General features: G+C 74.0%; 18 protein-coding genes and 1 pseudogene. 12 read left to right on the forward strand and 7 right to left on the reverse strand.

Annotated features, from left to right (window positions below; genetic code table 11):
* Positions 1-24 precede the first annotated feature (24 nt).
* Complete coding sequence (polX, locus tag K7862_RS21175) at positions 25-1,749, reverse strand: DNA polymerase/3'-5' exonuclease PolX (RefSeq protein ID WP_222964844.1); 1,725 nt, start codon at positions 1,747-1,749, stop codon at positions 25-27.
* 157 nt (positions 1,750-1,906) lie between these two features.
* On the opposite strand from polX, the pseudogene K7862_RS38495 reads away from it, so the two are divergent.
* The 3 genes and pseudogenes from K7862_RS38495 to K7862_RS21190 all read left to right on the forward strand — a co-directional run bounded on the left by K7862_RS38495 (position 1,907) and on the right by K7862_RS21190 (position 5,443).
* Positions 1,907-3,185 (forward strand): annotated as a pseudogene (locus K7862_RS38495) (ATP-binding protein).
* Positions 3,186-3,406: 221 nt separating this feature from the next.
* Positions 3,407-4,903 (forward strand): hopanoid C-3 methylase HpnR, encoded by a 1,497-nt coding sequence (hpnR, locus tag K7862_RS21185; protein ID WP_222964846.1) that lies wholly within the window; start codon positions 3,407-3,409, stop codon positions 4,901-4,903.
* A 117-nt stretch (positions 4,904-5,020) separates the two neighbouring features.
* On the forward strand, positions 5,021-5,443 hold the full coding sequence (locus K7862_RS21190) for a DUF2267 domain-containing protein (RefSeq protein WP_222964848.1): 423 nt from the start codon (positions 5,021-5,023) through the stop codon (positions 5,441-5,443).
* A 68-nt stretch (positions 5,444-5,511) separates the two neighbouring features.
* Here K7862_RS21190 and K7862_RS21195 read toward each other — a convergent pair whose 3' ends face one another.
* On the reverse strand, positions 5,512-6,351 hold the full coding sequence (locus K7862_RS21195) for an SDR family oxidoreductase (protein WP_222964850.1): 840 nt from the start codon (positions 6,349-6,351) through the stop codon (positions 5,512-5,514).
* 188 nt (positions 6,352-6,539) lie between these two features.
* Here K7862_RS21195 and K7862_RS21200 point away from each other — a divergent pair, with 188 nt between their 5' ends.
* Positions 6,540-6,950 carry a carboxymuconolactone decarboxylase family protein gene (locus K7862_RS21200; RefSeq protein ID WP_222964852.1) on the forward strand — a complete coding sequence of 137 codons (411 nt, stop codon included), beginning with the start codon at positions 6,540-6,542 and terminating at the stop codon, positions 6,948-6,950.
* Between the two features lie 321 nt (positions 6,951-7,271).
* Here the strand turns inward: K7862_RS21200 and K7862_RS21205 are convergent, their stop codons facing one another.
* On the reverse strand, positions 7,272-7,475 hold the full coding sequence (locus tag K7862_RS21205) for a hypothetical protein (protein ID WP_222964855.1): 204 nt from the start codon (positions 7,473-7,475) through the stop codon (positions 7,272-7,274).
* Positions 7,476-8,618: 1,143 nt separating this feature from the next.
* Between K7862_RS21205 and K7862_RS21210 the strand changes: the two genes are divergently transcribed.
* Together K7862_RS21210 and K7862_RS21215 are read left to right on the forward strand one after the other, a co-directional pair.
* Positions 8,619-10,286: a helix-turn-helix domain-containing protein gene (locus K7862_RS21210; RefSeq protein WP_222964857.1), complete on the forward strand. Its 1,668-nt coding sequence runs from the start codon at positions 8,619-8,621 to the stop codon at positions 10,284-10,286.
* A 151-nt stretch (positions 10,287-10,437) separates the two neighbouring features.
* A complete protein-coding gene (locus tag K7862_RS21215) occupies positions 10,438-11,043 on the forward strand; it encodes a GOLPH3/VPS74 family protein (protein ID WP_222964859.1) in 606 nt (201 codons plus the stop codon).
* A 79-nt stretch (positions 11,044-11,122) separates the two neighbouring features.
* On the opposite strand, the gene K7862_RS21220 is transcribed toward K7862_RS21215, so the two are convergent.
* Together K7862_RS21220 and K7862_RS21225 are read right to left on the reverse strand one after the other, a co-directional pair.
* On the reverse strand, positions 11,123-11,881 hold the full coding sequence (locus tag K7862_RS21220; protein ID WP_222964860.1) for an SDR family oxidoreductase: 759 nt from the start codon (positions 11,879-11,881) through the stop codon (positions 11,123-11,125).
* Between the two features lie 145 nt (positions 11,882-12,026).
* Positions 12,027-12,950, reverse strand: coding sequence for a LysR family transcriptional regulator (locus K7862_RS21225; protein ID WP_222964862.1), 924 nt, complete (start codon positions 12,948-12,950; stop codon positions 12,027-12,029).
* Positions 12,951-13,099: 149 nt separating this feature from the next.
* On the opposite strand from K7862_RS21225, the gene K7862_RS21230 reads away from it, so the two are divergent.
* The 5 genes from K7862_RS21230 to K7862_RS21250 all read left to right on the forward strand — a co-directional run bounded on the left by K7862_RS21230 (position 13,100) and on the right by K7862_RS21250 (position 17,260).
* Entirely contained in the window at positions 13,100-13,402 is a 303-nt protein-coding gene (locus K7862_RS21230) for a muconolactone Delta-isomerase family protein (protein ID WP_222964865.1), read from the forward strand.
* Between the two features lie 56 nt (positions 13,403-13,458).
* Positions 13,459-14,664: a YbfB/YjiJ family MFS transporter gene (locus K7862_RS21235; protein ID WP_222964911.1), complete on the forward strand. Its 1,206-nt coding sequence runs from the start codon at positions 13,459-13,461 to the stop codon at positions 14,662-14,664.
* 254 nt (positions 14,665-14,918) lie between these two features.
* Positions 14,919-15,704, forward strand: a complete 786-nt coding sequence (locus K7862_RS21240; protein ID WP_222964867.1) for a MerR family transcriptional regulator — start codon at positions 14,919-14,921, stop codon at positions 15,702-15,704.
* Positions 15,705-15,771: 67 nt separating this feature from the next.
* A complete protein-coding gene (locus K7862_RS21245; RefSeq protein ID WP_222964869.1) occupies positions 15,772-16,107 on the forward strand; it encodes a YnfA family protein in 336 nt (111 codons plus the stop codon).
* A gap of 166 nt (positions 16,108-16,273) precedes the next feature.
* A complete protein-coding gene (locus K7862_RS21250; protein WP_222964871.1) occupies positions 16,274-17,260 on the forward strand; it encodes an NADP-dependent oxidoreductase in 987 nt (328 codons plus the stop codon).
* A 62-nt stretch (positions 17,261-17,322) separates the two neighbouring features.
* Here the strand turns inward: K7862_RS21250 and K7862_RS21255 are convergent, their stop codons facing one another.
* Positions 17,323-18,255, reverse strand: coding sequence for an AraC family transcriptional regulator (locus K7862_RS21255; RefSeq protein ID WP_222964873.1), 933 nt, complete (start codon positions 18,253-18,255; stop codon positions 17,323-17,325).
* A 70-nt stretch (positions 18,256-18,325) separates the two neighbouring features.
* Here K7862_RS21255 and K7862_RS21260 point away from each other — a divergent pair, with 70 nt between their 5' ends.
* On the forward strand, positions 18,326-19,705 hold the full coding sequence (locus K7862_RS21260) for an FAD-dependent oxidoreductase (protein WP_222964875.1): 1,380 nt from the start codon (positions 18,326-18,328) through the stop codon (positions 19,703-19,705).
* Here the strand turns inward: K7862_RS21260 and K7862_RS21265 are convergent.
* Positions 19,674-20,588 (reverse strand): alpha/beta hydrolase, encoded by a 915-nt coding sequence (locus tag K7862_RS21265; RefSeq protein ID WP_222964877.1) that lies wholly within the window; start codon positions 20,586-20,588, stop codon positions 19,674-19,676. The two genes, K7862_RS21260 and K7862_RS21265, sit on opposite strands and share 32 nt — an antisense overlap.
* Between the last annotated feature and the right edge of the window lie 57 nt (positions 20,589-20,645).

Genomic DNA, 20,645 nt, shown 5'->3' on the forward strand with positions numbered 1-20,645 from the left:
GAGGAGCGCGGAGTGGGGGTGGGCTCAGCCGCCCGGGTGTTTGCGCAGGAAGCCGCGCAGCCGCCGCAGCGGCCAGGTGTTGACGACGTCCTCCGGGGTGAGCCAGCCCCGCTGCGCCGTGCCGACCCCGTAGCGCAGGTACGCCAGGTGGGGGATCGAATGGGCGTCGGTGTTGATCGCGAACTTCGCGCCGTGACTCCTGGCACGCAGGATGTCCTCGTCACCCAGGTCCAGACGGTCGGGCTGCGCGTTGACCTCCAGGGCCGTGCCCGTCCGGGCGCACGCGGCGAACACCTCGTCGAGGTCCACGTCGATGCCGGGCCGCCTGCCGATCAGCCGGGTGGTGGGGTGGCCGATGATGTTGACGTGCGGGTTCTCGCAGGCCCGGACGAGCCGGCGGGTCATCGCCCGACGGTCGAGCCCGAAATGGGAGTGGACCGAGGCCACGCAGAGGTCGAAGCCCGCCAGGAACGCGTCCGGCCAGTCCACCTCCCCGTCCGGGCCGATGTTCAGCTCGGTGCCGTGCAGCAGCCGCATCCGCCGCTCGCCGTCCAGCGCCCGCAGCTGTTCGCGCTGCGCAAGGATCTTCTCGTCGGTCATGCGCTGCATGTACAGGTTCGGGGCGTGGTCGGTCACCGCGTAGTACGCGTAACCCCGCCGGGCGGCCGCCGCCACCATCTCCTCCAGCGGTGCGAGGCCGTCGGTGAGGTCGGTGTGGGTGTGCAGGTCCCCGCGGATGTCGGCCTCCGTGACCACCTCCGGCAGCTCGCCGCGCTGTGCGGCCTCGATCTCGCCGCGGTCCTCGCGCAGCGCCGGCGGGATCCACGGCAGCCCGAGCCTGGCGTACACCTCCTCCTCGGACCGCGACGCGACCCGCCTGCCGCCCCTCGCGCCGAACAGGCCGTACTCGGAGAGCTTCAGGCCCTGGCGCACGGCGATCGTCCGGGTCCGGATGTTGTGCGCCTTCGACCCGGTGAAGTACTGCAGAGCCGCTCCCCACGAGTCCCGCCGCACCACGCGCAGGTCGACCTGGACGCCCTTGACCGTGCGGACCGAGGTCTTCTTCTGGCCGTGCGCGATGACCTCGGCGGTCGAGGGCAGTTCGGTCAGCGCCTCCATGAACGGCGCCGGGCGGTCGGCGGCCACCAGGATGTCGAGGTCGCCGATGCTGTCCCTCATCCGGCGCAGCGAACCGGCGTGCGCGCACTGTTCGCACCCGGGGATCCGGGAGAGCCCGGCGACGATCTCCTCGGCCGCCTCCGCGGCGGTGCTCAGCAGGATCCGTCCGCCGGCCTGCCGCATCAGGTCGATGCCGTGCAGGATGTTCTGCTCGGTCTTCTCCCCGAAGCCCTTCAGGCCGCGCAGCCTCTCCGCCCGGATCGCGTCGGCCAGCTCGTCCACCGACGAGATGTGCAGGTCCTCGTAGAGCGTCAGCGCCTTCTTCGGGCCGAGAGTGGGGATGGCGATGAGCTGCCGCACGCCCGCGGGAATCCTCGCCCTGCTCTCCTCGACGGCCTCGACCCGCCCGGTGCGGACGTACTCGACCACCTTCTCGGCGATCGACGTGCCCACGTTGGGGATCTCCTTGAGCCCCGCGACGTCCAGCCGCGAGACGTCGCCCGGATGACCGCCGATCGCGCGTGCGGCCTTCTCGTAGGCGCGCGCCTTGAACGCGTCGCCTCCGGTGATGGCGATGAGGTCCGCGTACTCCTGCAGCAGCGCCTCGACGTCCTCGTTCGGCCGGGCCACGCCTCACAGTCTAGGAACCGGGGCCGTCCCCGCACCTGCGGGCGGCGGCCGCGGCGGCCGCTGCTGATGCCGGTCCGCGGCCGCTGTGTGCACGGTGGAAGGGAGTGCCGGCCCGGTGACCGGCACCACGGCGCTGACCTCCAGGGAGGAGACGACGGTGTCGCTCTGGCATCTGCGGGACTTCCACGACGAGGACCTCGACCAGGCCATCCAGCTGTGGGACCAGGGGCGTCAGACGGAGGCAGCCGTGCCCGTCTTCCCCGTGTCCGAGGTCGTGACCGCCGCGCGCAGCGGGCAGCCGGCGGTCGTGGCCGTCGTCGGCGACGAGATCGTCGGGCTGATCGTCGCCCGGCTGGAGGACGAGCGGGCATGGATCCTGCTGGTCGCGCTGTCCGGACGCTGGCGCAACCGCGGACTCGGCAGCGCGCTGATCGGGGAGCTCGAACGCCGGCTGCGGGGCACGGGTGTGCGGCGGTTCTGCGCGGTCCTGGCCCCGGGCTCCACGGGAACCGCCGCGCTGGAGCACAGCGGCTACCGCCGGACGGAGGGACTGGCCTACTTCGAGAAGGTGGAGCACCTCGGCGCCTCGGACGCGGGCGTCCTGGCCGAACTCGGCGGCCGCGTGCTGCCGAACGGCCTGTGGGACCAGCTCGCCGGGATGCGGGAGGCCAAGGACGCCATCGAGAAGCGGATCGTGCTGCCTCTGGTGGAGCCGGAGGTGGCCGAACGCTTCGGGGTGTCGCCGCCGAAGGCGGTGATCCTCTTCGGGCCGCCGGGCACCGGCAAGACGAGCTTCGCCAAGGCCGTCGCCTCGCGCCTGGACTGGCCCTTCGTCGAGCTGTTCCCGTCGCGGCTGGCCGCCGCGGGCGACGGGCTGGCCGCCTCGCTCCGCGAGAGCTTCGCCGACCTGGCCGACCTGGAGAGCGTGGTGCTCTTCATCGACGAGGTTGGAGGAGATCGCCTCCGCGCGGTCGGGAGCGGCGGTCGATCCCGGGCACGGTGTCACCAACGAGCTGCTCAAACTCATCCCGGCGTTCCGCGACGGCGACAACCGGCTGCTGATCTGCGCGACGAACTCCCTGCGCACCCTGGACGCCGCGTTCCTGCGTCCGGGCAGGTTCGACTACATCCTGCCGGTCGGCCCGCCCGACGACGCGGCCCGCGAGGCGATCTGGCGGCGCTACCTCGGGCCGTCCACGGAGTCCGTCGACCTGGACCGGCTGGTGGAGGCCAGCGCGATGTTCACCCCCGCCGACATCGAGTTCGCCGCGCGCAAGGGCGCCCAGCGGGCCTTCGAACGGGAGGTCGCCGAGCGCAGCGGCGCGCCGGCCGGAACCGGCGACTACCTGGCCGCGATCGCCGACACCCGGCCCACGCTCACCGAGGCGGCCCTGGCCGGCTTCCACGAGGACATCGAACGCCACCTGCGCACCTGAGGCCCACCTGCGCACCTGAGGCCCACCCGCGTACCGCCGTCCCACCCGCGTACCCGAGCGCGCGCCGGGCGCCGAGAGCCCCCGTGCCGCCGCTGCCGCTCCGCAGCCGGACATGGGCCGAATGGAGCACGGGCGCCGGACCCGATGGAGTGCATGCGGTTTCCTCGTGGCCCCGAGGTGGACACCTGAACATATCGGCCGTCCACTGCTTCGAGGTCACCATGCGACTGCTTCTGGTCCACCCCAGTGCCCTGATGTACTCGGAGATCTTCCTGCGCCTCGAGCCGCTCGGCCTGGAGCGGGTGGCGGGCGCGGCCCGTGCGGCCGGCCACGAGGTGCGGGTGGTGGATCTCCAGGTGTCCGCCGGCCGGACGCTGTCCCGCGAGTTCAAGACGTTCCGCCCCCACGCCATGGGCATCTCGCTGAACTACCTGGCGAACATCCCCGAGGCCATCCAGGTGGCCAAGGCCGCCAAGGACGCCGACCCGTCGTGTTTCGTGTTCTTCGGCGGCCACAGCGTGTCCTTCGTCGCCGAGGACGTCATCGAGCAGGCCGGGGGAGCGGTCGACGCGGTGATCCGCGGCGAGGGCGAGCCCGCGGTGGCGCCGCTGATGGAGGCGGTGCGGGACGGCGGGGTCGACGGCGTGCCCGGCGTCGTGACGGCGAACGGGCGCGGTCCCGAGCCGCGGATGCTGCACAGCATCGACGACCCGATGCCGGCCCGCGACCTCATGCGGCACCGGCGCCGGTACTTCATCGGCGAGCTCGACCCCTGCGCGTCGATCGAGTTCACCCGCGGCTGCCCCTGGGACTGCTCCTTCTGCTCGGCCTGGACGTTCTACGGCCGCAGCTACCGCAAGGCGTCCCCCGAGGCCGCGGGCGCCGAGATGGCCTCGATCCGCGAGCCCAACGTCTTCATCGTCGACGACGTGGCCTTCATCCGTCCCGAGCACGGACACGCGCTGGCCGGTGAGCTGGAACGGCGCAGGATCCGCAAGTCGTACTACCTGGAGACCCGCAGCGACGTGCTCCTGCGCAACGAGGAGGTCTTCCAGCGCTGGGTGCGGCTCGGGCTGCGGTACATGTTCCTCGGCATGGAGGCCATCGACGCCGAAGGGCTGGACCTGTACCGCAAACGCGTCAGCCCGGACGACAACTTCCGCGCCCTGGAGGTCGCCCGCCGTCTCGGGCTGATCGTGGCGATCAACCTCATCGTGGACCCGGCCTGGGACGAGGAGCGGTTCCGGGTGGTCCGCGAGTTCGCCCTGTCGGTGCCGGAGATCGTGCACCTGACGGTGATGACGCCCTACCCGGGCACGGAGATCTGGCACACCGAGTCGCGCCGGCTCACCACCCGCGACTACCGGTTGTTCGACATCCAGCACGCGGTGGTGCCCACGACCCTGCCGCTGGACGTCTTCTACCGGGAGCTGGTCAGGACACAGGCCGTCATCAACCGCAAGCACCTCGGGCTGCGCAACGCGGTGGGCGCCATGCGGGTGCTGGGCGGGAACCTGGCGCGCGGGCAGACGAACTTCGCCCGGATGCTGTGGAAGTTCAACAGCGTCTACAACCCGGCCCGGCAGATGGCCGACCACCAGCGCCCGGTGCGCTACGAGCTCCCGCTGCCCCGTCATCTCGACGTCGGCGACCGCAAGCAGCTCTTCGTCCACACCCGTCCCGCGGTGCGCCCGGAGAGCCGTCCCCAGCCGGAGTGATCCGGGGGCGCTGTCAGGGGTTCTTCCCGGACCCCGGCATGACAGGTTCCGTCCCGCCAGAAGGGGTACCCGGGGACTGCCGGTCGCACGACGCGGGACGGGAGGAGACGGCGTGCCATGAAGCACGACGAGATGATCGGAAAAGCCCAGGCCCTGGCCCAGCTGCCGGACCGCGGTTCGGCCGAACGGGCGATGGACGCGGTGCTGCGCACCCTGGGCGAACGGCTGCCCTCCGGGCTGGCCGACCACATGGCGGCGCAGCTCCCAGCGTCGCTGGGCGTCTGCGTGCACCGGGCGGCGGAGTCCGCGGCCCTGGACGGCCGCGACCCGTCGGTGGGCGAACGCTTCGACCTCACCGCCTTCGCGGGCCGGGTGGCGGGCCGGGCCGGCACCACGGAGGACGCGGCCCTGCAGGAGACCGCCGCGGTCTTCGAGGTGCTCGACGCGGCCCTGGCCCCGGAGCTCATGGACAAGATGGCCGCGGTGCTGCCCGCCGACATCGGCGGGCTCCTGCCGTCCGGGCGGTCGCAGGAGCTGTGAGGCTGCCGTCCGGCCGGTCGTGGGCGCGGTGAGGTGAGTACCGGCGAGCCGGCCGGGCCGGCGGTGAGTCAGGGGTTGCGCCAGTCGCCGGACGTCAGGTGGGAGCCGGCCTGCGGGCCCATGCGGAGCATGCCGCCGTCGACGACCCAGGACGCGCCGGTCACGTAGGAGGCGTCGGGGCCGGCGAGGAAGGCGATCACCGAGGCGATCTCGCGGGCGTCGCCTGGACGGCCCAGCGGGATGCCCGGGCGCGCGGCACGGGTGACATCGGCGTCCTCCTGGCCCGTCATGGGTGTGGCGATCTCACCCGGGGCCACGGCATTGACGGTGATGCCGTACGCGCTCAGCTCCAGCGCCATCACCTGGGTGAGCAGCCCGAGGCCGCCCTTGGCGGCGCAGTAGGGCGCGGCGCCCACCCGCGGCTGGTGTTCGTGCACCGAAGTGATGTTGACGATCCGGCCGCCTCCGCCCTGCGCGATCATCCGCCGGGCCGCGTGCTGGGAACACAGGAACGGGCCGATCACGTCGACGTCCATGACGCGCTGGAACGTCGCGTGATCGATGTCCAGGAAACGGGTGGACGTACCGGTACCCGAGCCGTTGACGAGGACGTCCAGCCTGCCCAGTTCGTCGGCCAGGGTCTCCACGGCGTCCGCCGCGCCGGGCAGCTCGGTGAGGTCCAGCCGCGTCACCGCGGCGCGCCGGCCCTGGGCGCGGACCTCCTCCGCCGTCTCCTCGGCGCCCCTCTCGTCGCTGTGCCAGGTGATCCCGACGTCCATTCCGCTCTCGGCGAGGCGTACCGCGGTGGCCCGGCCGATACCGGAGTCGGAGCCGGTCACGATCGCGACCCGGGTGGGCCGCGGCCCGTCGCTGTTCGTCGGGTGCGAAGGGTCGGGGGAGGTGGTCATGAGGCGCCTTTCCCTGGGGTCTCCGGCACAACTCCCGGGTGCCCCACGCGGAACGTGTCACACGCCCGGGCGGGCCGGGCCGCGGCTGCCGTGCGCCCGAGAGCCCCTGGCGGGTCGGCGGCTGCTTCGGCCCGCCCCGCCCCTAGCATGCGGATTCGGGTGATATGTCCGATCGGAGAGGGACTGACATGGACGGCGACCAGGACGACGAGCGTTACCGCGAAGCGCTGGCCACGGCGGAGGACCTGCTCGGCGTTCCGCTGCAGCGGTTCCTGGAGCCCGGCGAGGGTGAGCCCGCCAACGGCGCCGACTTCAAGCGGCTCGCCACCATGCACACCTTCGGCGACGTGTGGCCCCGCACGGGCGTGCTGGACACGCGGACCCGCTCTCTCGTCTCCGTGACGGTCACCGCCGTCCTTGGCACTATGGAACCGCTGCGGGGGCAACTGCGGATCGCGCTCAACAACGGCGTCACGCCCGAGGAAATCGTCGAGGTGTTCCTCCATCTCTCCGCCTACGCGGGTGCCGCCCGGGCCTTCGAGGGCTACCAGGTGGCGCAGCAGGTGTTCGCCGAGGCGGCGCGGGGTGCCGAGACCTGACCAGCGGCATCGGAGACTGTCCCGTTGCGCCGCGGACGCACGATCCCCTCTCCGGCGGGCTCACGGGGAAGGTGGAGGCCCGGCATCGTGAGCCAGGGGTGGCGTCCATCCTGTCCTGCCGGGCCGGCAGCCGGACATCGGCGGGCTCGCGCCGGGGAGCGGCGAGTTCACGCCACTCCACGGGGGTGGGACGTGCCCCGGACGGACGCCCCGTCACGCACTCCCGCACCAGCTCCGCCCGCGCCCGGGAGGGGAACGCGTACGTCACGCAGGGGCCGAACGCCGGCTGGCGCAGGCTGACCTGTGTCCCGGCCGCGGCCCTCATCCCGCCAGGACCCCGGCGTGCCCGGCGTGCCCGGCGGGCGCCAGCAGGGCGGCGTAGTCGCGCAGGACCGCCGTCCACGAGGCGACGGACCCCGTGGGCGCGGGCGGGACGTCCGGGTCGCCACGCTGCCAGGCGGTGACCCCGTCCCGCGGTGCGGGGAAGTCCGGTGGCAGGACGGCCTGATGGTGTCTGCGCAGCAACTCGCCGACCCCGGGGGGCGAATCCCATGACGGGGACACCGCAGTTGAGCGCCTCGAGGACGGCCGGCGGCCGTCCGTCGGAGTGCCGGTAGGGGACCACGAGCAGATCGGTGGCTGCGAAGAAGGACAGCAGTGCCCGGTCGTCGAGCAGAGCGCTGAACGGGACCGCCGGCAGTGGGCTGCGGACCCGTACCGAGACCGTGTTGGCGGCGAACTCCAGCCCGGAACCGCCCAGTTCGCGGGCCAGCCGGAGGAAGAGGTCCAGGCCCTTCTGCGGAGTGGGCCGGCCGATGAACGACACCCGCCGCCGGGACGGTCCACGTCTGCGCAGCGGCGCCGACAGCCGCGCGCCGTTCTCGATCACGGTCAGCCGTACGGACACCTCGCCGTTCCGCCGGACGAGATCCCGCACGGCCGTCGCCACGTCCTGGGACACGGCGACCGTCCAGGTGCTGTGGGACATCAGCTGGGCGAGCCGGCGTTCCTGCACCCGCACGCTCCCGGCCGCGGGGTCGGAGTGCGAGGAGGTGTGGACGACGGTGAGGCAGGGCGTGGAGCGGCAGGTGAGGTACTCGCCGGCCAGGCGGGCGAGCATGCGGACGTTGAAGCTCGTGGGCACCACGATGACATCGGCCCAGTCCATGGCCGCCCACGCCGAGCGGACGTCTCCGCACTGCACCGTGCGCACCCCGCCGAACAGGCCGGGGAGGGGGAGTTCGCGCCCCCAGGTGGCCACCAGGCAATCATGCGTGGGGGCCGCGAAGCGGAGGAACTCGCGTACGAACTGCTCGACGCCTTCGGACGGGTGGGCGTAGTCGCTCACCATCAAAAGACGTCTGGGGCGTGGCGGGTCGGGTGGGACGGGCGGCGCGGTGGCCATGGTGGCTGCCTCCGTGGACGGCATACGGGGAGAACGCGCTGAGGGGCCCGTCTGCGGTCACGCCAGGTGTGCCGGGTGCGAGAAGGCGGGGACGTTGCATCGGGCGCGGACGCGTGCAACGCCGCGGGGCGGCCGCGACCGTCGCTGTCAGCGGCCGGACGGCCGTGTGCGATGCGTCCGGAATGCGTCTCGCGATGCCGGACGAATCCGGCCAATGTGGGGGGAACGACGTCGGGTGGGGAACGGGCACGTGAGGGGACGACGTGGCGCGAGCAGGCGGGGCGAGACCGGCGGCCATTCCGTGGACACCGTGGCACATCAGGGCGGGCTGGCTGCTGCGGTCCCACCGGCTGCGCCACACCGACCCGGACCTGCGACGGCTGGGCGGGTTCGCCCGCGCCTACGGCGTGTCCGGGCAGAAGGAGGGCGGCATCTCACCGAGCACCCTGTCCCGCTGGGAGAGCGGCACGGTCGTGGTGACCGCCGAGGCCGTCCGCCGCTACGAAGGGGTCCTCGGGCTCCCGGCCCACCACCTGCTCGCACCCATCCAGACCGTCGCCCGCCACGAGGGCGGTCCCGCCGCGGCGGCCTTCCTGCGGGGCCGCTACGGGCCGCCCGCCGGAACGGCCGCCAACGGCCCGGCCCGCCCGCGGAGCGCCGGTGCGCACGGCACCGCGCTGCGGATGGATCCCCTGCTGGACCGCGCCCTGGACGGCGGCATCCTCACCAGCGAGGACTGGGACGAACTCACCTGGTGGGCGGCCTACGGCGGCGGCAGCGTCTCCCCGGGACGGGTCCGGCGGGCGGTCGTCCAGCGGCTGCTGGAGGAGACCCTGGTCTCGTCCAGTACCCAGTGGATGCGGCGCTTCGAGGCCCTCGGGCGGCTGATGGCCGATCCGTTCTGGGCGCCCGAGGCCGTCGCGGTGTGCGCCGAGGCCGCGGAACAGTCCGAGCACGTCGGCCTGATCGAGGCGGTGTGCGCCCTGGACGGCAGCCCGCACCCCGACGCGGCACGCGCGGTGATCCGCCAGCTCACCGACCCCACCACCGAGGACAGCCGCTACGGCGCCATGCTGGCCGCCGCCCGCAAGTCCCGCAAAGGCCACTTCGGCGCCGACCAGAACCGCGTGCTGGTGGACGTGGTCGACGGGGTGCTGACCAGCGCCTCGCAGGGCGCGCATCCCCTGCCGCTGGTCGAGGCCGCCGCGGTCCTGGTGCACCGGCTGCCGCTGTCGGCGGCGCACACCGCCCGGCTGGTCGCCGCCGCCGCGGACCTCCACCCGACGGCCGGCGCCGTGGTCCTCCACGGCTCGCTCACCGCGCCCGCCGCGGCCTCCGTGACCGTCGCCCGCGTCCTCGCCCGGCTGCCCGACGACGTCACCTCCCCGCAGTCGGGCGATGTGCTCGGCGGCATCGTGCACGATCTCCTGCACCACCCCGTGGCCGACGTCCGCCTGTACGCGGCGATGCTGCTCTCCGCCAGCCCCTACGGCGGTGAGGTCGCCGCCGCCCTGACCGCCGAACTGCGCAACACCGCCGTGGTCCGGGCCGAGAACCAGGCCGTTCCGGTGCTCTACGCCTTGCGCGTCCTCGGCGGCCCGGAGCAGCGCGGCGTGGTGGCCGACCTCACCCTGGCGCGTGGCCTGCCCCGGGGCGTGGTCCTCGCGGCGGTCGACGCGCTGGGCCACATCGGGGGCCGCAGCCCCGAGACCTACTGGCGGGCCGTCTTCGAGCGGCACTCCAAGGCCGTCCCCGACCCCGGCGAGCAGCAGCGCGTCCTCAAGCGACTCGTCTACAGCTTCGCGATGGCCGATGAACTCGACCTGCTCACCCGTCTGGTCGGCGAGCAGGCGCGGGAGGTCTCCGCGCAGGGCCTGTCCCGCTGGTGGACCCACCTCGCCCGGCACGTCCGCGAGAGCGCGCGGCGCTGATCCCGTCCGGCGACTGCCGCCTGTCGCCGCGTCCGGTGTGTCCCCCCCCGGGGCGCAGCCGTGGCGTGACCTGGTGGGGGGACGCAGAATGAGGGGACGGACGCCCGGGCGAAGCGGTGGGCGGCGGCCGCCCAGCGAGGGGAGCGTTTCCATGAGCACAGCGTGGGACCTGCTGATCGTCACCAAGGACGACGCGGCGGGCACACCGGTCGACGCGGACGACCTGTCGCTGGCCCTCGCGGGAGCGGAACTGCTCGACCTCGTCGACTCCCCGGCCGCGGCGCTGGACGGCGACCGCATCGTGCCCGGCCCGCCCGTGACCACCAGTGACAGCCTGCTCGACCAGGCTGCCGCGGCGCTGGTGCGGCAGGAGCCGTACGAGACCGTCGACCAGTGGCTGTGGCGCCGCGGCGAGAAGCTGTCGTCGGCCTACACCGAGGCACTGGAGACGCAGGGGTACGCCGTCAGGCCGCACCATCGGTGGCTGCCGGGCCGCAGCGACCGGGCCGTGCTCGTGGACTCGCCCGCGCGTGAGCGCGCGGCGGAACGCTGGGCCTCGGGCGAACCGGTGCTGTCGGTCCTGGCCGCGGCCGTCGGCGTCCCGGGCGGTGAGGCCGGACGCCCGGACAGCGTCGCCGACGAGGACGGCGCGACCGTCCTGGCCGCGGTCGGCAACGCCGTCACCGAACTGGAGGCCGAGCGGCAGCGCCGGCGCATCGAGAACGACGCGTTCGACAACATCTGGCGCGCGCCCTGACGATCTGCACGATCTGCGCGCGCCCTGACGGAAGCTGCCGCGAGGACCCCCGTCCGGAGGCCCGCGGACACCGGCCGGCTCACTCCGGCACGAACTGCTGGCCGCCGTCGATGTCGTACGTGGCGCCGGTGATGGCGTCGTTCACCATCAGGTGCACGGCGAGCGCGGCGACGTCCGCCGGGCCGACCACCCGGCCGATCGGCAGGGTCCTCCGCAACTGATCGCGCCGCGCCTCCAGTTGATCCCCGAGGAGTGAGGCCGACAGCGGGGTGTCGACGAAGCCGGCCGCGATGAGGTTCATGCGGACCGGCGCGATCTCCAGCGCCAGGCTGGCGGTCACCGCAGGCATCGCCGCGGTGACACCGCCCATGATCGTCATTCCGCGCGCCGGGCGGCGCCCGCCCGTGCCGCCGACGAACAGCACGGTCCCGCCGGGCCTGAGCTTCTCCCGGCTCGCCCGTGCCACCGCCATCATCATGGCGATGCGTCCGCCGAACTCCCGCCCGGCCGCGGCGACGTCGACCTCGTCGAGCGGCGTGTACGCCGGCCGGCCCGCCGTGACCAGCACATGATCGATGGTCCCGGGCAGCTCCGCGAGGAAGCGCTCCAGGCGCGCCGGGTCCTCGGCGTCGAACGAGGCCGTACTCCGGGCCTGGACCTCCTGTGCCGCGCGCTCCAGGCGTTCGGTGTTCCGGCCGACCAGGATCACGTCGCCCCCGGCCGCACGGACCTGCCGGGCGGTCTCCAGACCCATGCCCGCGCTGCCGCCCACCAGCACGACCGTCTGCCCGGACAGGGTGCCGGGCGCCGTTCCGGTTCTCGCGTCGGTCGCGGTCATCGCACGTCACCGCCGCCCGTGCTCAGCCCCCGGACCTCCCTGAGTGCGCCACGCATGATCGCCTCCACGCGTCGTCCGGCCCTTCCGGCCTCCCGACAATTGTCAGGCCGCACGCCGCTCCCCGCACCCGCCGATGGGCGCGGCCCTATGCGCGGTGCGGGTCCCCGGCCGGCAGCCAGGCGTCCGCGTCGCGCAGCCCGAGGTCGCCGACACCGGCACACAGCGCGTCGACGACGGCGAGGACCGCGGCCCGTTCCTCGTCCCGGCGCCGCACCAGCGACCACGTCCAGTGCACGCACGGTTCGACGACCTGCCGCCGCACGAGACCCGGCGGCAGTGCCGTCGCCCGGTCCTTGGGAGAGTTGACGACCGGGCGGCGGCTGCGCCGTACGTGGTCGAAGAACGCCGGGCCGGTCACCCCGCTGTCCGAAGTGTGCACCGCCCGCGCCCCGGTGTCCTGGGCCAGTTCCTCGGCGAAGGCGTTCCACGAGGACCAGGATGTGACGTCGTCGTCCAGCAGCACCGCCGTGTCCCCGGCGGCCACGTCACTCGTGTCCTCCCCGGCCGAGACGGCGTGGAGACGGTCGGCGCCGAGCAGCCGGGCGGTCAGGCCCAGCCGCTCCAGGTCCTCCGTCCGCACCCAGCACACCGCGAGGTCGAGGCTGCCGTCCGCGACGCGGGCGGCCTGCGTGTGCGAGGGGGCGACCCAGGCGTCCACGTGCACCTGGGCCACGGCGGACGTACGGGCGACCAGGTCGGCGGGCAGCCAGCTGACGTAACCGAGCCGCACCGCCGCCGCACCTGACAGACGGCGTGCCCGCCGCTGCAGGTCCTCGGCCTGGTCCAGCAGGGCACGCGCGTACGGGAGCAGGTCCGAGCCGGCGCCGGTGAGGGAGACCGAACGGCGGTCGCGGTCGAACAGCCGGACCCCGAGGTCGCGTTCGAGCGCCTTGATCTGCTGGGACAGCGACGGCCCCGCGATCAGGAGCCGCTGGGCGGCCCGCCCGAAGTTCAGCTCGTCGGCGACGGCCAGGAAGTAACGAAGTTGGCGCAGCTCCACGGCCGTCATGGTACGTCGCTGGGAGGCGCGGCCTCACAGCAGGGAGCAACCCGGTCGTGGCGCGGACCTCGGCGAACGGCGGACGATGCAAGAGCAGAATCCGTTCACCCGGGGTGGTCCGGCCGTTGCCGGGAGCCCCGCCGAGAGGAGCGCCACCCATGCGCGAGTTCCTGGTCGAGCTCACGACCACCGTCCCCGAGGGAACCAGCCAGGAGGAGGTCGACCGGCGACGGGCGGCCGAGGCCGTCCGAGCGGCGGAGCTGGCGGCGGCCGGCCATCTCGCCCGCCTCTGGCGGCCGGTGGGCGAGCTGCGCAGCGTCGGGATCTGGCGGGCCGCGGACGAGGCGGAGCTGCACGAGAAGGTGCTGGGCACGCTGCCGTTGCGCCCCTGGATGACGGCGAACGTCACACCGCTGGAGTCGCACCCGAACGACCCCGGCCGTACCGACGGCTCGCGGTGACCGCCCGGTCTCCCTGGGGACACGTCGTCCAGGCCGCCGCGGCGCTGGCCGCCGGCATGGGCGTCGGCCGGTTCGTCTTCACGCCGATCCTGCCGCTGATGCACGCCCAGGCCGGACTGTCCGCGGGTGACGGCGCCCACCTGGCCACCGCCAACTACGTCGGCTACCTCGCGGGCGCGCTCGTCGGCATCCTGGCACCCGCGCTGGTGCGGTCGTCCACGCTGCTGCGCGGCTCCCTGATCGCGCTGACCGCGAGCCTGGCCGTGATGCCCGCCACCCACAGCATCACCGCGTGGCTCGTGTTGCGGCTGCTGGCCGGCGTCGCCAGCGCCCTGGTGTTCGTGATCGCCGTCAGCTCTCTTCACAGCCACCTGCGCGGCCACCCCGCCCACCTGCCCGGCTGGGCGTTCGGCGGGGTGGGCGCGGGCATCGCACTGTCGGGCCTGCTCGTCCTCGTGCTGCGCTCGGCCGGTGACTGGCGAGAGGCGTGGTGGGCCTCGGCGGCCCTGTCCGCGGTCCTCACCGCCGTCGCGTGGCGCCTGCGGCCCGAGGCGGAGCCCACCGGCACGGCGGCGGCCCCGGCCGGCGGCGGCCAGGCGGCGGGGACGCGTACGCACCGCTGGTTCAGCCTGCTCTTCGCCTCCTACACCCTGGAGGGCATCGGCTACATCGTGGCCGGTACGTTCCTGGTGGCCGCGATCGGGCAGAGCTCTCCCGGCTGGATCGGGAACGGCGCCTGGGTCCTGGTCGGACTGGCGGCCGTCCCGTCCTCCGCGCTGTGGTCCCGGCTGGGCCGTCGCTGGTCCCGCCCCGACCTGCTGACCGCCGCCCTCGTCATCCAGGCGGTCGGCATCGCGCTGCCGGCGCTCATCGGAGGGGTTGCCGCCGCGCTGGTCTCGGCGGTGCTGTTCGGCGCGACGTTCATCGGCGTGAGCACGCTGGCGCTCGCGGCGGGAGCGCACCTGCGCTTCCCGCGATCGGTCGCGCTGCTGACCGCCGGGTACTCGGTCGGCCAGATCCTCGGGCCCCTGGTCGTCACGCCGCTGCTCAAGCACGGCTACCACCAGGCGCTGCTGCTGGCGACCGTCGTCGTCCTGGGCGCGGCCGTGGCCGGCGCGGTGCTGCGCGTCGGCTTCCCGCACCGGATGCCGACGATCGGGCAGGAGGTCGCCGCACGACGGCTCGCCTCGACCGACGCGACAACGGAGGAGACCGCCGGACCGGTGCGGGCACTCCACGGTGGCGGTCGCGCCTCCGCCTGACGGTGGGGGTGCTCGGCCTCCCGCAGCCGGTCGTGCCCGAGGGGCGGCGGCCCGCGCTGCGGGGCGCGACGGCGGCGAGAGCCGGCCGGTGGCGCCGATCGCGCCGATGCCGACCCGCTCTCGCCGTCCTCGCGCACGTCCGCAAGCTGTTCGCGACGGCGGCCCGGCCGGCGGCGCAGCTGGCCGGCCTGGTCCACGACCGGGGGCGGCGGCCGCTTGACCTTCGAGCCGGGTCGAAGGTCTACCGTCTCAGCATGAGCGCGATGCGGATCTCCGAGCTGGCCGGGCGCAGCGGCGTGCCGGCCACGACACTGCGGTTCTACGAGGGCGCCGGCCTGCTGCCCGCCGGCCGGACACCCGCCGGGTACCGCGTGTACGGCGAGGAGGCCGTCGAGCGGCTGGCCTTCATCGGCGCGGCCAAGCACCTGGGTCTGCCGCTGGACGAGATCGGCGCGCTGCTGCGGGTGTGGGAGCGCGGGGCGTGTGCCGAGGTGAAGGCCGGTCTGCGGCCCCGCATCGCCGCCCGGCTGGACGACGCGGAGCGGCGGGCCGCCGAACTGCGGGAATTCACCGCGTCCTTGCGTCAGGCGCTCGACCATCTGGACGCGCTGCCGGACCGCGCCGGGCGCTGCGACCCGGACTGCGGCTTCCTGGCCGGTCGGCGGTCCGCCGACCGGCCCGAGCCCGTCGACGTGCCGCTGACGCCCGCGCCGGACCACGCAGCCGCCGCGGAGGAAGACGAACGGTGGCGTTCGGCGCCGGTGGCCTGCTCGCTGACCGGAGAGGGCGCGGTGACGCGGGCCGGCGACTGGCGGGCGGCGCTCGACGGCGCCGGCCGGAGCGCGATACCCGAGGGCGTGCGGCTGACCGTGCCGGTCGGCAGGACCGGGACGATCGCCGCGCTCGCGGCGGCCGAGCAGGAGTGCTGCCCGTTCTTCGACTTCCGCCTCCACCTCGACGGCGCCGTGCTGCATCTGGAGGTGCGGGCCCCCGCCGAAGGAGCCGCGCAACTCCGGGACCTGTTCGCGGCCACGGCCTGAACCGGCGCTACCCGTGCCCTCGCCCCCACCCCCGCCTGTCCCCTCCGCCCGAAGGACCACCGTCACCGTGCTCGTCGCCCGTTCCGTCGCCCTGTTCGTCGTCGCCGCGTTCTTCGAGATCGGAGGGGCGTGGCTGGTCTGGCAGGGGGTGCGCGAACACCGCGGATGGGCCTGGATCGCCGCGGGCGTCGTGGCCCTCGGCCTGTACGGGTTCGTCGCGACGCTGCAGCCCGAAGCCGACTTCGGCCGTATCCTCGCGGCGTACGGCGGCATCTTCGTGGCCGGCTCGCTGGCGTGGGGCTGGGTCGCCGACGGTTACCGTCCCGACCGGTTCGACATCGTCGGCGCGGGGGTCTGCCTGGTCGGGATGGCCGTGATCATGTACGCACCCCGCCGCCACTGACGCTTCCAAGCGGCCTGTGACGGACCCGGGTGCCGAGTCCCGTGCTCGCTCGCCTGCCTCCGTGATGCCTTCGGCGCACCCCCGCCGGTCCCCGGGCGGCCCTGTCCGCGCAGGGCCAGACTGGAGAGGACGGCCGTCTGCCGGCAGTCCGGCGAAGGAGGGTGCGATGAGTGGGACGACCAGGGACGACGCGACCGGCGCGCACGAGGCCGAAGGGCGGATGCGGGCGGTGCGGGGCCACCGCCGCGGCGGCCCCGAACGGCTGCTGTACGACGTCGCGCCCCGGCCTGTGCCGGGCGACGGTGAGGTGCTGGTCGCGGTGCGGTCCGCGTCGATCACCGCGGGGGAGCTGGACTGGGACGCGACCTGGACCGACGCGCTCGACGACTCCGGTTCTCCGCGGCTGCCCATCGTGCCCGCCAAGGAGGTGTCCGGCACAGTGGTGGAGAACGGTCCCGGCGACAGCGCCGGACTGCGGCCCGGCGACGACGTGTTCGGCCTCATCCCGTTCACCCGTGACGGTGCCGCTGCCCAGTTCACGGCCGTTCCCGCGGCGGTGCTGGCGCCGAAGCCCCCCGGCCTCGACCACGACCAGGCGGCGGCGCTCGCGATGCCCGGTCTCACCGCCTGGCAGGGCCTGGTCCGGCACGGCGGGGTGGATCCCGGCAAGCGGGTGCTGGTGCACGGCGGCGCCGGCGGCGTCGGTTCGGTGGCCGTGCAGATCGCGGCGGCGCTCGGGGCGTCCGTCGTCGCGACGGCCCGGGCGGCGGACGCGGAGTTCGTCCGCGGGCTGGGCGCGGAGACCGTGATCGACTACGCGGCGGGGCGGTTCGAGGACGCCGCCGGTCCCGTGGACGTCGTCTTCGACACGGTCGGCGGCGAGACGCAGGAGCGCTCCTGGCAGGTGCTCGGTGACGGGGGCGTGCTGGTCAGCGTGGCGTCTCCGCCGGAGTCCGAACGCGGCGGCGCGCGCGGGGTGTTCTTCATCGTGGAACCGGACCGCGAGGGGCTGCTCGCCCTCTCCCGGCTGGTGGAGCAGGGCAGGCTGCGGGCGAGCGTGGACCGGGTGCTCCCGCTCTCCGAGACCCCCCAGGGCTATCTGGCGCTGGAGCACGAACACCACCGCGGCAAGATCGTGCTGCACGTGGCGTGACCGCGACCTGACCGCGGGGACGGACCGGGTGCCGCCGCTGATCAGGTGTCCGCGTGGTGCCCTCAGCGCGTGCGGTCGGCCGCGGCGCGCCGCCAGCGGGCCGGTGTGGTGCCGGTGATGTCGCGGAACGCGCGGCCGAAGGCGGACGGGGAGCGGTAGCCGACGCTCGCCGCGATGTCCTCCAGGCTGCGCCCGGTGGTCGTCAGCAGGTCGGCCGCCACCGTCATCCGCGTCCGGGTGAGGAAGTCGGCCACGCCCATACCGGTGGCCGCCGAGAAGTGCCGTACCAGCGTGGCCCGCGAGACGCCGGCGACGCGGGCGAGGGCGGCGATCGTCCATGGCCGCTGTGGCTCGTGGACGACGGCGTCCACGACCGCCCGCAGGCCGGGGTCGACCACCGCCGTCCAGGGGGCGAGGACGCCGGACGCCGCTCCCGGCCCGCCGCCGTCCCCGCGCAGGACGAGCGCGAGCAGCGCCTCGCAGAGCGACGCCAGCAGGGCCCCCGCACCGGGCCCGTCCGACGCGGCCTCGTTGCGCATGAGTTCGCCCAGAAGACGCAGCGGCGAGCCGTCGCCGGTGCCGAACGACGCGTGCAGCACCTCCGGCAGACCGGCGAACAGCAACTCCCCGGCCCCCGGCCGGTAGGCGAAGTGCCCGCAGAAGAGGTCCACCGAAGGCGCGGCCGGACTGCGGACGGTGGCCACCGACGCGCCCTCGATCCGGTCGGCGGGCACCGGCGGTTCGCCGGCCTTCACCCGCACGCGGTGCCGTCCGGCCCTGGGCAGCACGAGCACGTCACCCGCCCGCAGTTCGACCGGCCGGGCGTCGGTCTCCACGAGGCAGGTGCCCTCCAGCAGGATGTGGAACGGCACGTCGCCCGGCGGGCTGGGCGGGTTGTCCAGCACGTGCGCGCCCGCCAGGAGGCAGCGCACGTCCACGCCGGCTTCGAGGCGGGCCATGCGGATGAGGGTGCTGATCGCGTCCATACGTCTCATGAGCCTATCTCGACGATAATTGATCCTTTCCTGCCTTGCCGGGTCGGGGAGCTGGGGAGACCCTGGACCCATGGAAACTCTGCACGCGGATCTTCTGGTGATCGGTTTCGGCAAGGGCGGCAAGACGCTCGCAGCGACCATGGGCCGTGCGGGACGGCGCGTGGTGATGGTGGAGCAGTCCGCCCTGATGTACGGCGGCACCTGCATCAACATCGGCTGCGTACCGACCAAGGCCCTCATCCACCGGGCCGCCGCCCGTCCGGCCGACGCCGACCCCGGCAAGTGGTACGCCGACTCCGTGGCGTCGACGGCGACCCTGACCTCCGTCATGCGCGACAAGAACTTCCGCATGCTCGACACCCTGGACTCCGTGACCGTGGTGACGGGCACCGCCACCTTCCTCGACGACCACCGGGTGGAGGTCGTGGCCGGCGCCGACCGGCTGGAGTTCAGCGCGGACACCATCGTGATCAACACCGGCGCCGAGAACGTGGTCGCCGACATCCCGGGGCTGCGCGACAGCGCGCACCTGGTCACCGGCACCGAACTGATCGCCTCGCCGGACATGCCGCGGCGGCTCGCCGTCATCGGCGCCGGCTACCAGGGCCTGGAGTTCGCGGCGATGCTGCGCAGCTACGGCACCGAGGTCACCGTGCTGGAGAGCACCGAGCGCATCCTGCCGCGCGAGGACGACGACGTCGCGCAGGCCGTGCGCGAGATCCTCGAGGGCGAGGGCGTCACCTTCGTCACCTCCGCCCGGGTCACCCGGGTGGAGGACACGGACGACGGCGCGGCCGTCGTGCACTACGAGGCCGGCGGCACCAGGCAATCCGTCGGCGCGGACGCGGTCCTCGCGGCCACCGGGCGCGCCCCGCGCACCGCCGGGCTGGGGCTGGAGGCCGCCGGCGTCCGGACCACCGCACGGGGAGCCGTCGAGGTGGACGAGCACCTGCGCAGCAGCCGTCCGCACATCTACGCCGTCGGCGACGTCAACGGCGGCCCCCAGTTCACCTACATCTCCCTCGACGACCACCGGATCGTCGCGGATCAGCTGCTGGGCACCGGGCAGCGCACCACCACCGACCGGGTGGGCGTCCCGTACACCCTCTTCATGACGCCGCCGCTGGCCCGGGTGGGGCTGACGGAGACGGCCGCGCGGGCCGCCGGGCACTCCGTGCGCGTGGCCGCCAAGGCGGTGGCGAACATGATGGCGATGCCCCGCGCCGCCATCGTCGGCGACACCCGCGGCCTGATGAAGTTCGTCATGGACGCCGAAACGGACGAGATCCTCGGAGCCGCGATCCTCAGCGTGGACGCGCAGGAGCTGGTGAACACGGTCGCGCTGGCGATGCGCACCCACACGACCGCCGCCACCCTGCGGGACTCCATCTGGACCCACCCCAGCTCCACGGAGGCGTTCAACGAGGTGCTGGCCACGATCGTGCGGTGAGGTGGGAGGTGAGGAAGGCGGCGGCGCGCGACAGTGCGGCGTCGGCCTCCTCCAGGCGACCGTAGTGGTGCTGGAAGACATGGGGGAGGCCGGGTGCGATCTCCAGGGTGACCTCGACCTCGTCCGCCCCCGCGCGGGCCGCCAGCCGGACGGCGTCGTCGAGCAGCACCTCGTTGGAACCGGCCTGGATCAGCAGGGGAGGCAGCCCCGCGAGGTCGGCGAACACGGGGCTCGCCAGCGGCTGCGTGCGGTCGCCCGCGCCCACGTAGAGGTCGGCGTAGGCGTGGATGTCGTCGGCGGCGAAGATGGGGTCGGCCTCCTCCTTGGACCGCATGCTCGCGCCGCTCGCGGTGAGATCGGCCCAGGGTGAGAAGAGGACGACGGCGGCGGGCTGGGGCAGCCCGGCGGCGCGGGCCGCGAGCAGGGTCGCGACGGCCAGCCCGCCGCCCGCCGAGTCGCCGGCCAGCACGAGGGCGGCGGGGTCGGCGCCGGCCGCCAGCAGCTCGCGGTAGGCGGCCAGGCCGTCGTCGACGGCGGCGGGGAAGGGGTGTTCGGGTGCCAGCCGGTAGTCCGGTGAGATCGCGCGCAGCCCGGTGCGGCGGGCCAGCTCCCCGGCCAGTCCCGCGTGGGTGCCGGCCGAACCGATGACGTATCCGCCGCCGTGCAGGTAGAGCAGCCGGCCGTGGCCGGACGCACCCGCGGGCTCCAGCTCCAGGGCCGGGCGGCCGCCCAGCTCGGTCCGGCGGGTGGCGACACCGTCCGGTGCCGGCCGGGTCATGGCTTCGGCGAAACCACGGCGCTGCTCCTCCACGCCGGGCCGCGTCTCGGGACGCGGGGCGGAGCGGAGCAGGGCGTCCAGGGCCTCGCGCTGCTGTCGGGACATGTCGGGCCTCCATTGACCGGGATGGGAGGATGGATTCCTGGGAATCCATCTGTCCTC

The organism is Actinacidiphila acidipaludis, from assembly GCF_019890725.1.
GTDB lineage: Bacteria > Actinomycetota > Actinomycetes > Streptomycetales > Streptomycetaceae > Actinacidiphila > Actinacidiphila acidipaludis.

Bases quoted from the DNA above. Each gene is read 5' to 3' on its own strand.
- K7862_RS21220 (WP_222964860.1), bottom strand. From the start codon at position 11,881: ATGACCGCGACCGACGCGAGAACCGGAACGGCGCCCGGCACCCTGTCC.
- K7862_RS21230 (WP_222964865.1), top strand. From the start codon at position 13,100: ATGCGCGAGTTCCTGGTCGAGCTCACGACCACCGTCCCCGAGGGAACC.
- K7862_RS21265 (WP_222964877.1), bottom strand. From the start codon at position 20,588: ATGTCCCGACAGCAGCGCGAGGCCCTGGACGCCCTGCTCCGCTCCGCC.
- K7862_RS21235 (WP_222964911.1), top strand. From the start codon at position 13,459: ATGGGCGTCGGCCGGTTCGTCTTCACGCCGATCCTGCCGCTGATGCAC.
- K7862_RS21190 (WP_222964848.1), top strand. From the start codon at position 5,021: ATGAAGCACGACGAGATGATCGGAAAAGCCCAGGCCCTGGCCCAGCTG.
- hpnR (WP_222964846.1), top strand. From the start codon at position 3,407: ATGCGACTGCTTCTGGTCCACCCCAGTGCCCTGATGTACTCGGAGATC.
- K7862_RS21195 (WP_222964850.1), bottom strand. From the start codon at position 6,351: ATGACCACCTCCCCCGACCCTTCGCACCCGACGAACAGCGACGGGCCG.
- K7862_RS21260 (WP_222964875.1), top strand. From the start codon at position 18,326: ATGGAAACTCTGCACGCGGATCTTCTGGTGATCGGTTTCGGCAAGGGC.
- K7862_RS21215 (WP_222964859.1), top strand. From the start codon at position 10,438: ATGAGCACAGCGTGGGACCTGCTGATCGTCACCAAGGACGACGCGGCG.
- K7862_RS21250 (WP_222964871.1), top strand. From the start codon at position 16,274: ATGAGTGGGACGACCAGGGACGACGCGACCGGCGCGCACGAGGCCGAA.
- K7862_RS21225 (WP_222964862.1), bottom strand. From the start codon at position 12,950: ATGACGGCCGTGGAGCTGCGCCAACTTCGTTACTTCCTGGCCGTCGCC.
- K7862_RS21200 (WP_222964852.1), top strand. From the start codon at position 6,540: ATGGACGGCGACCAGGACGACGAGCGTTACCGCGAAGCGCTGGCCACG.
- K7862_RS21240 (WP_222964867.1), top strand. From the start codon at position 14,919: ATGAGCGCGATGCGGATCTCCGAGCTGGCCGGGCGCAGCGGCGTGCCG.
- K7862_RS21255 (WP_222964873.1), bottom strand. From the start codon at position 18,255: ATGAGACGTATGGACGCGATCAGCACCCTCATCCGCATGGCCCGCCTC.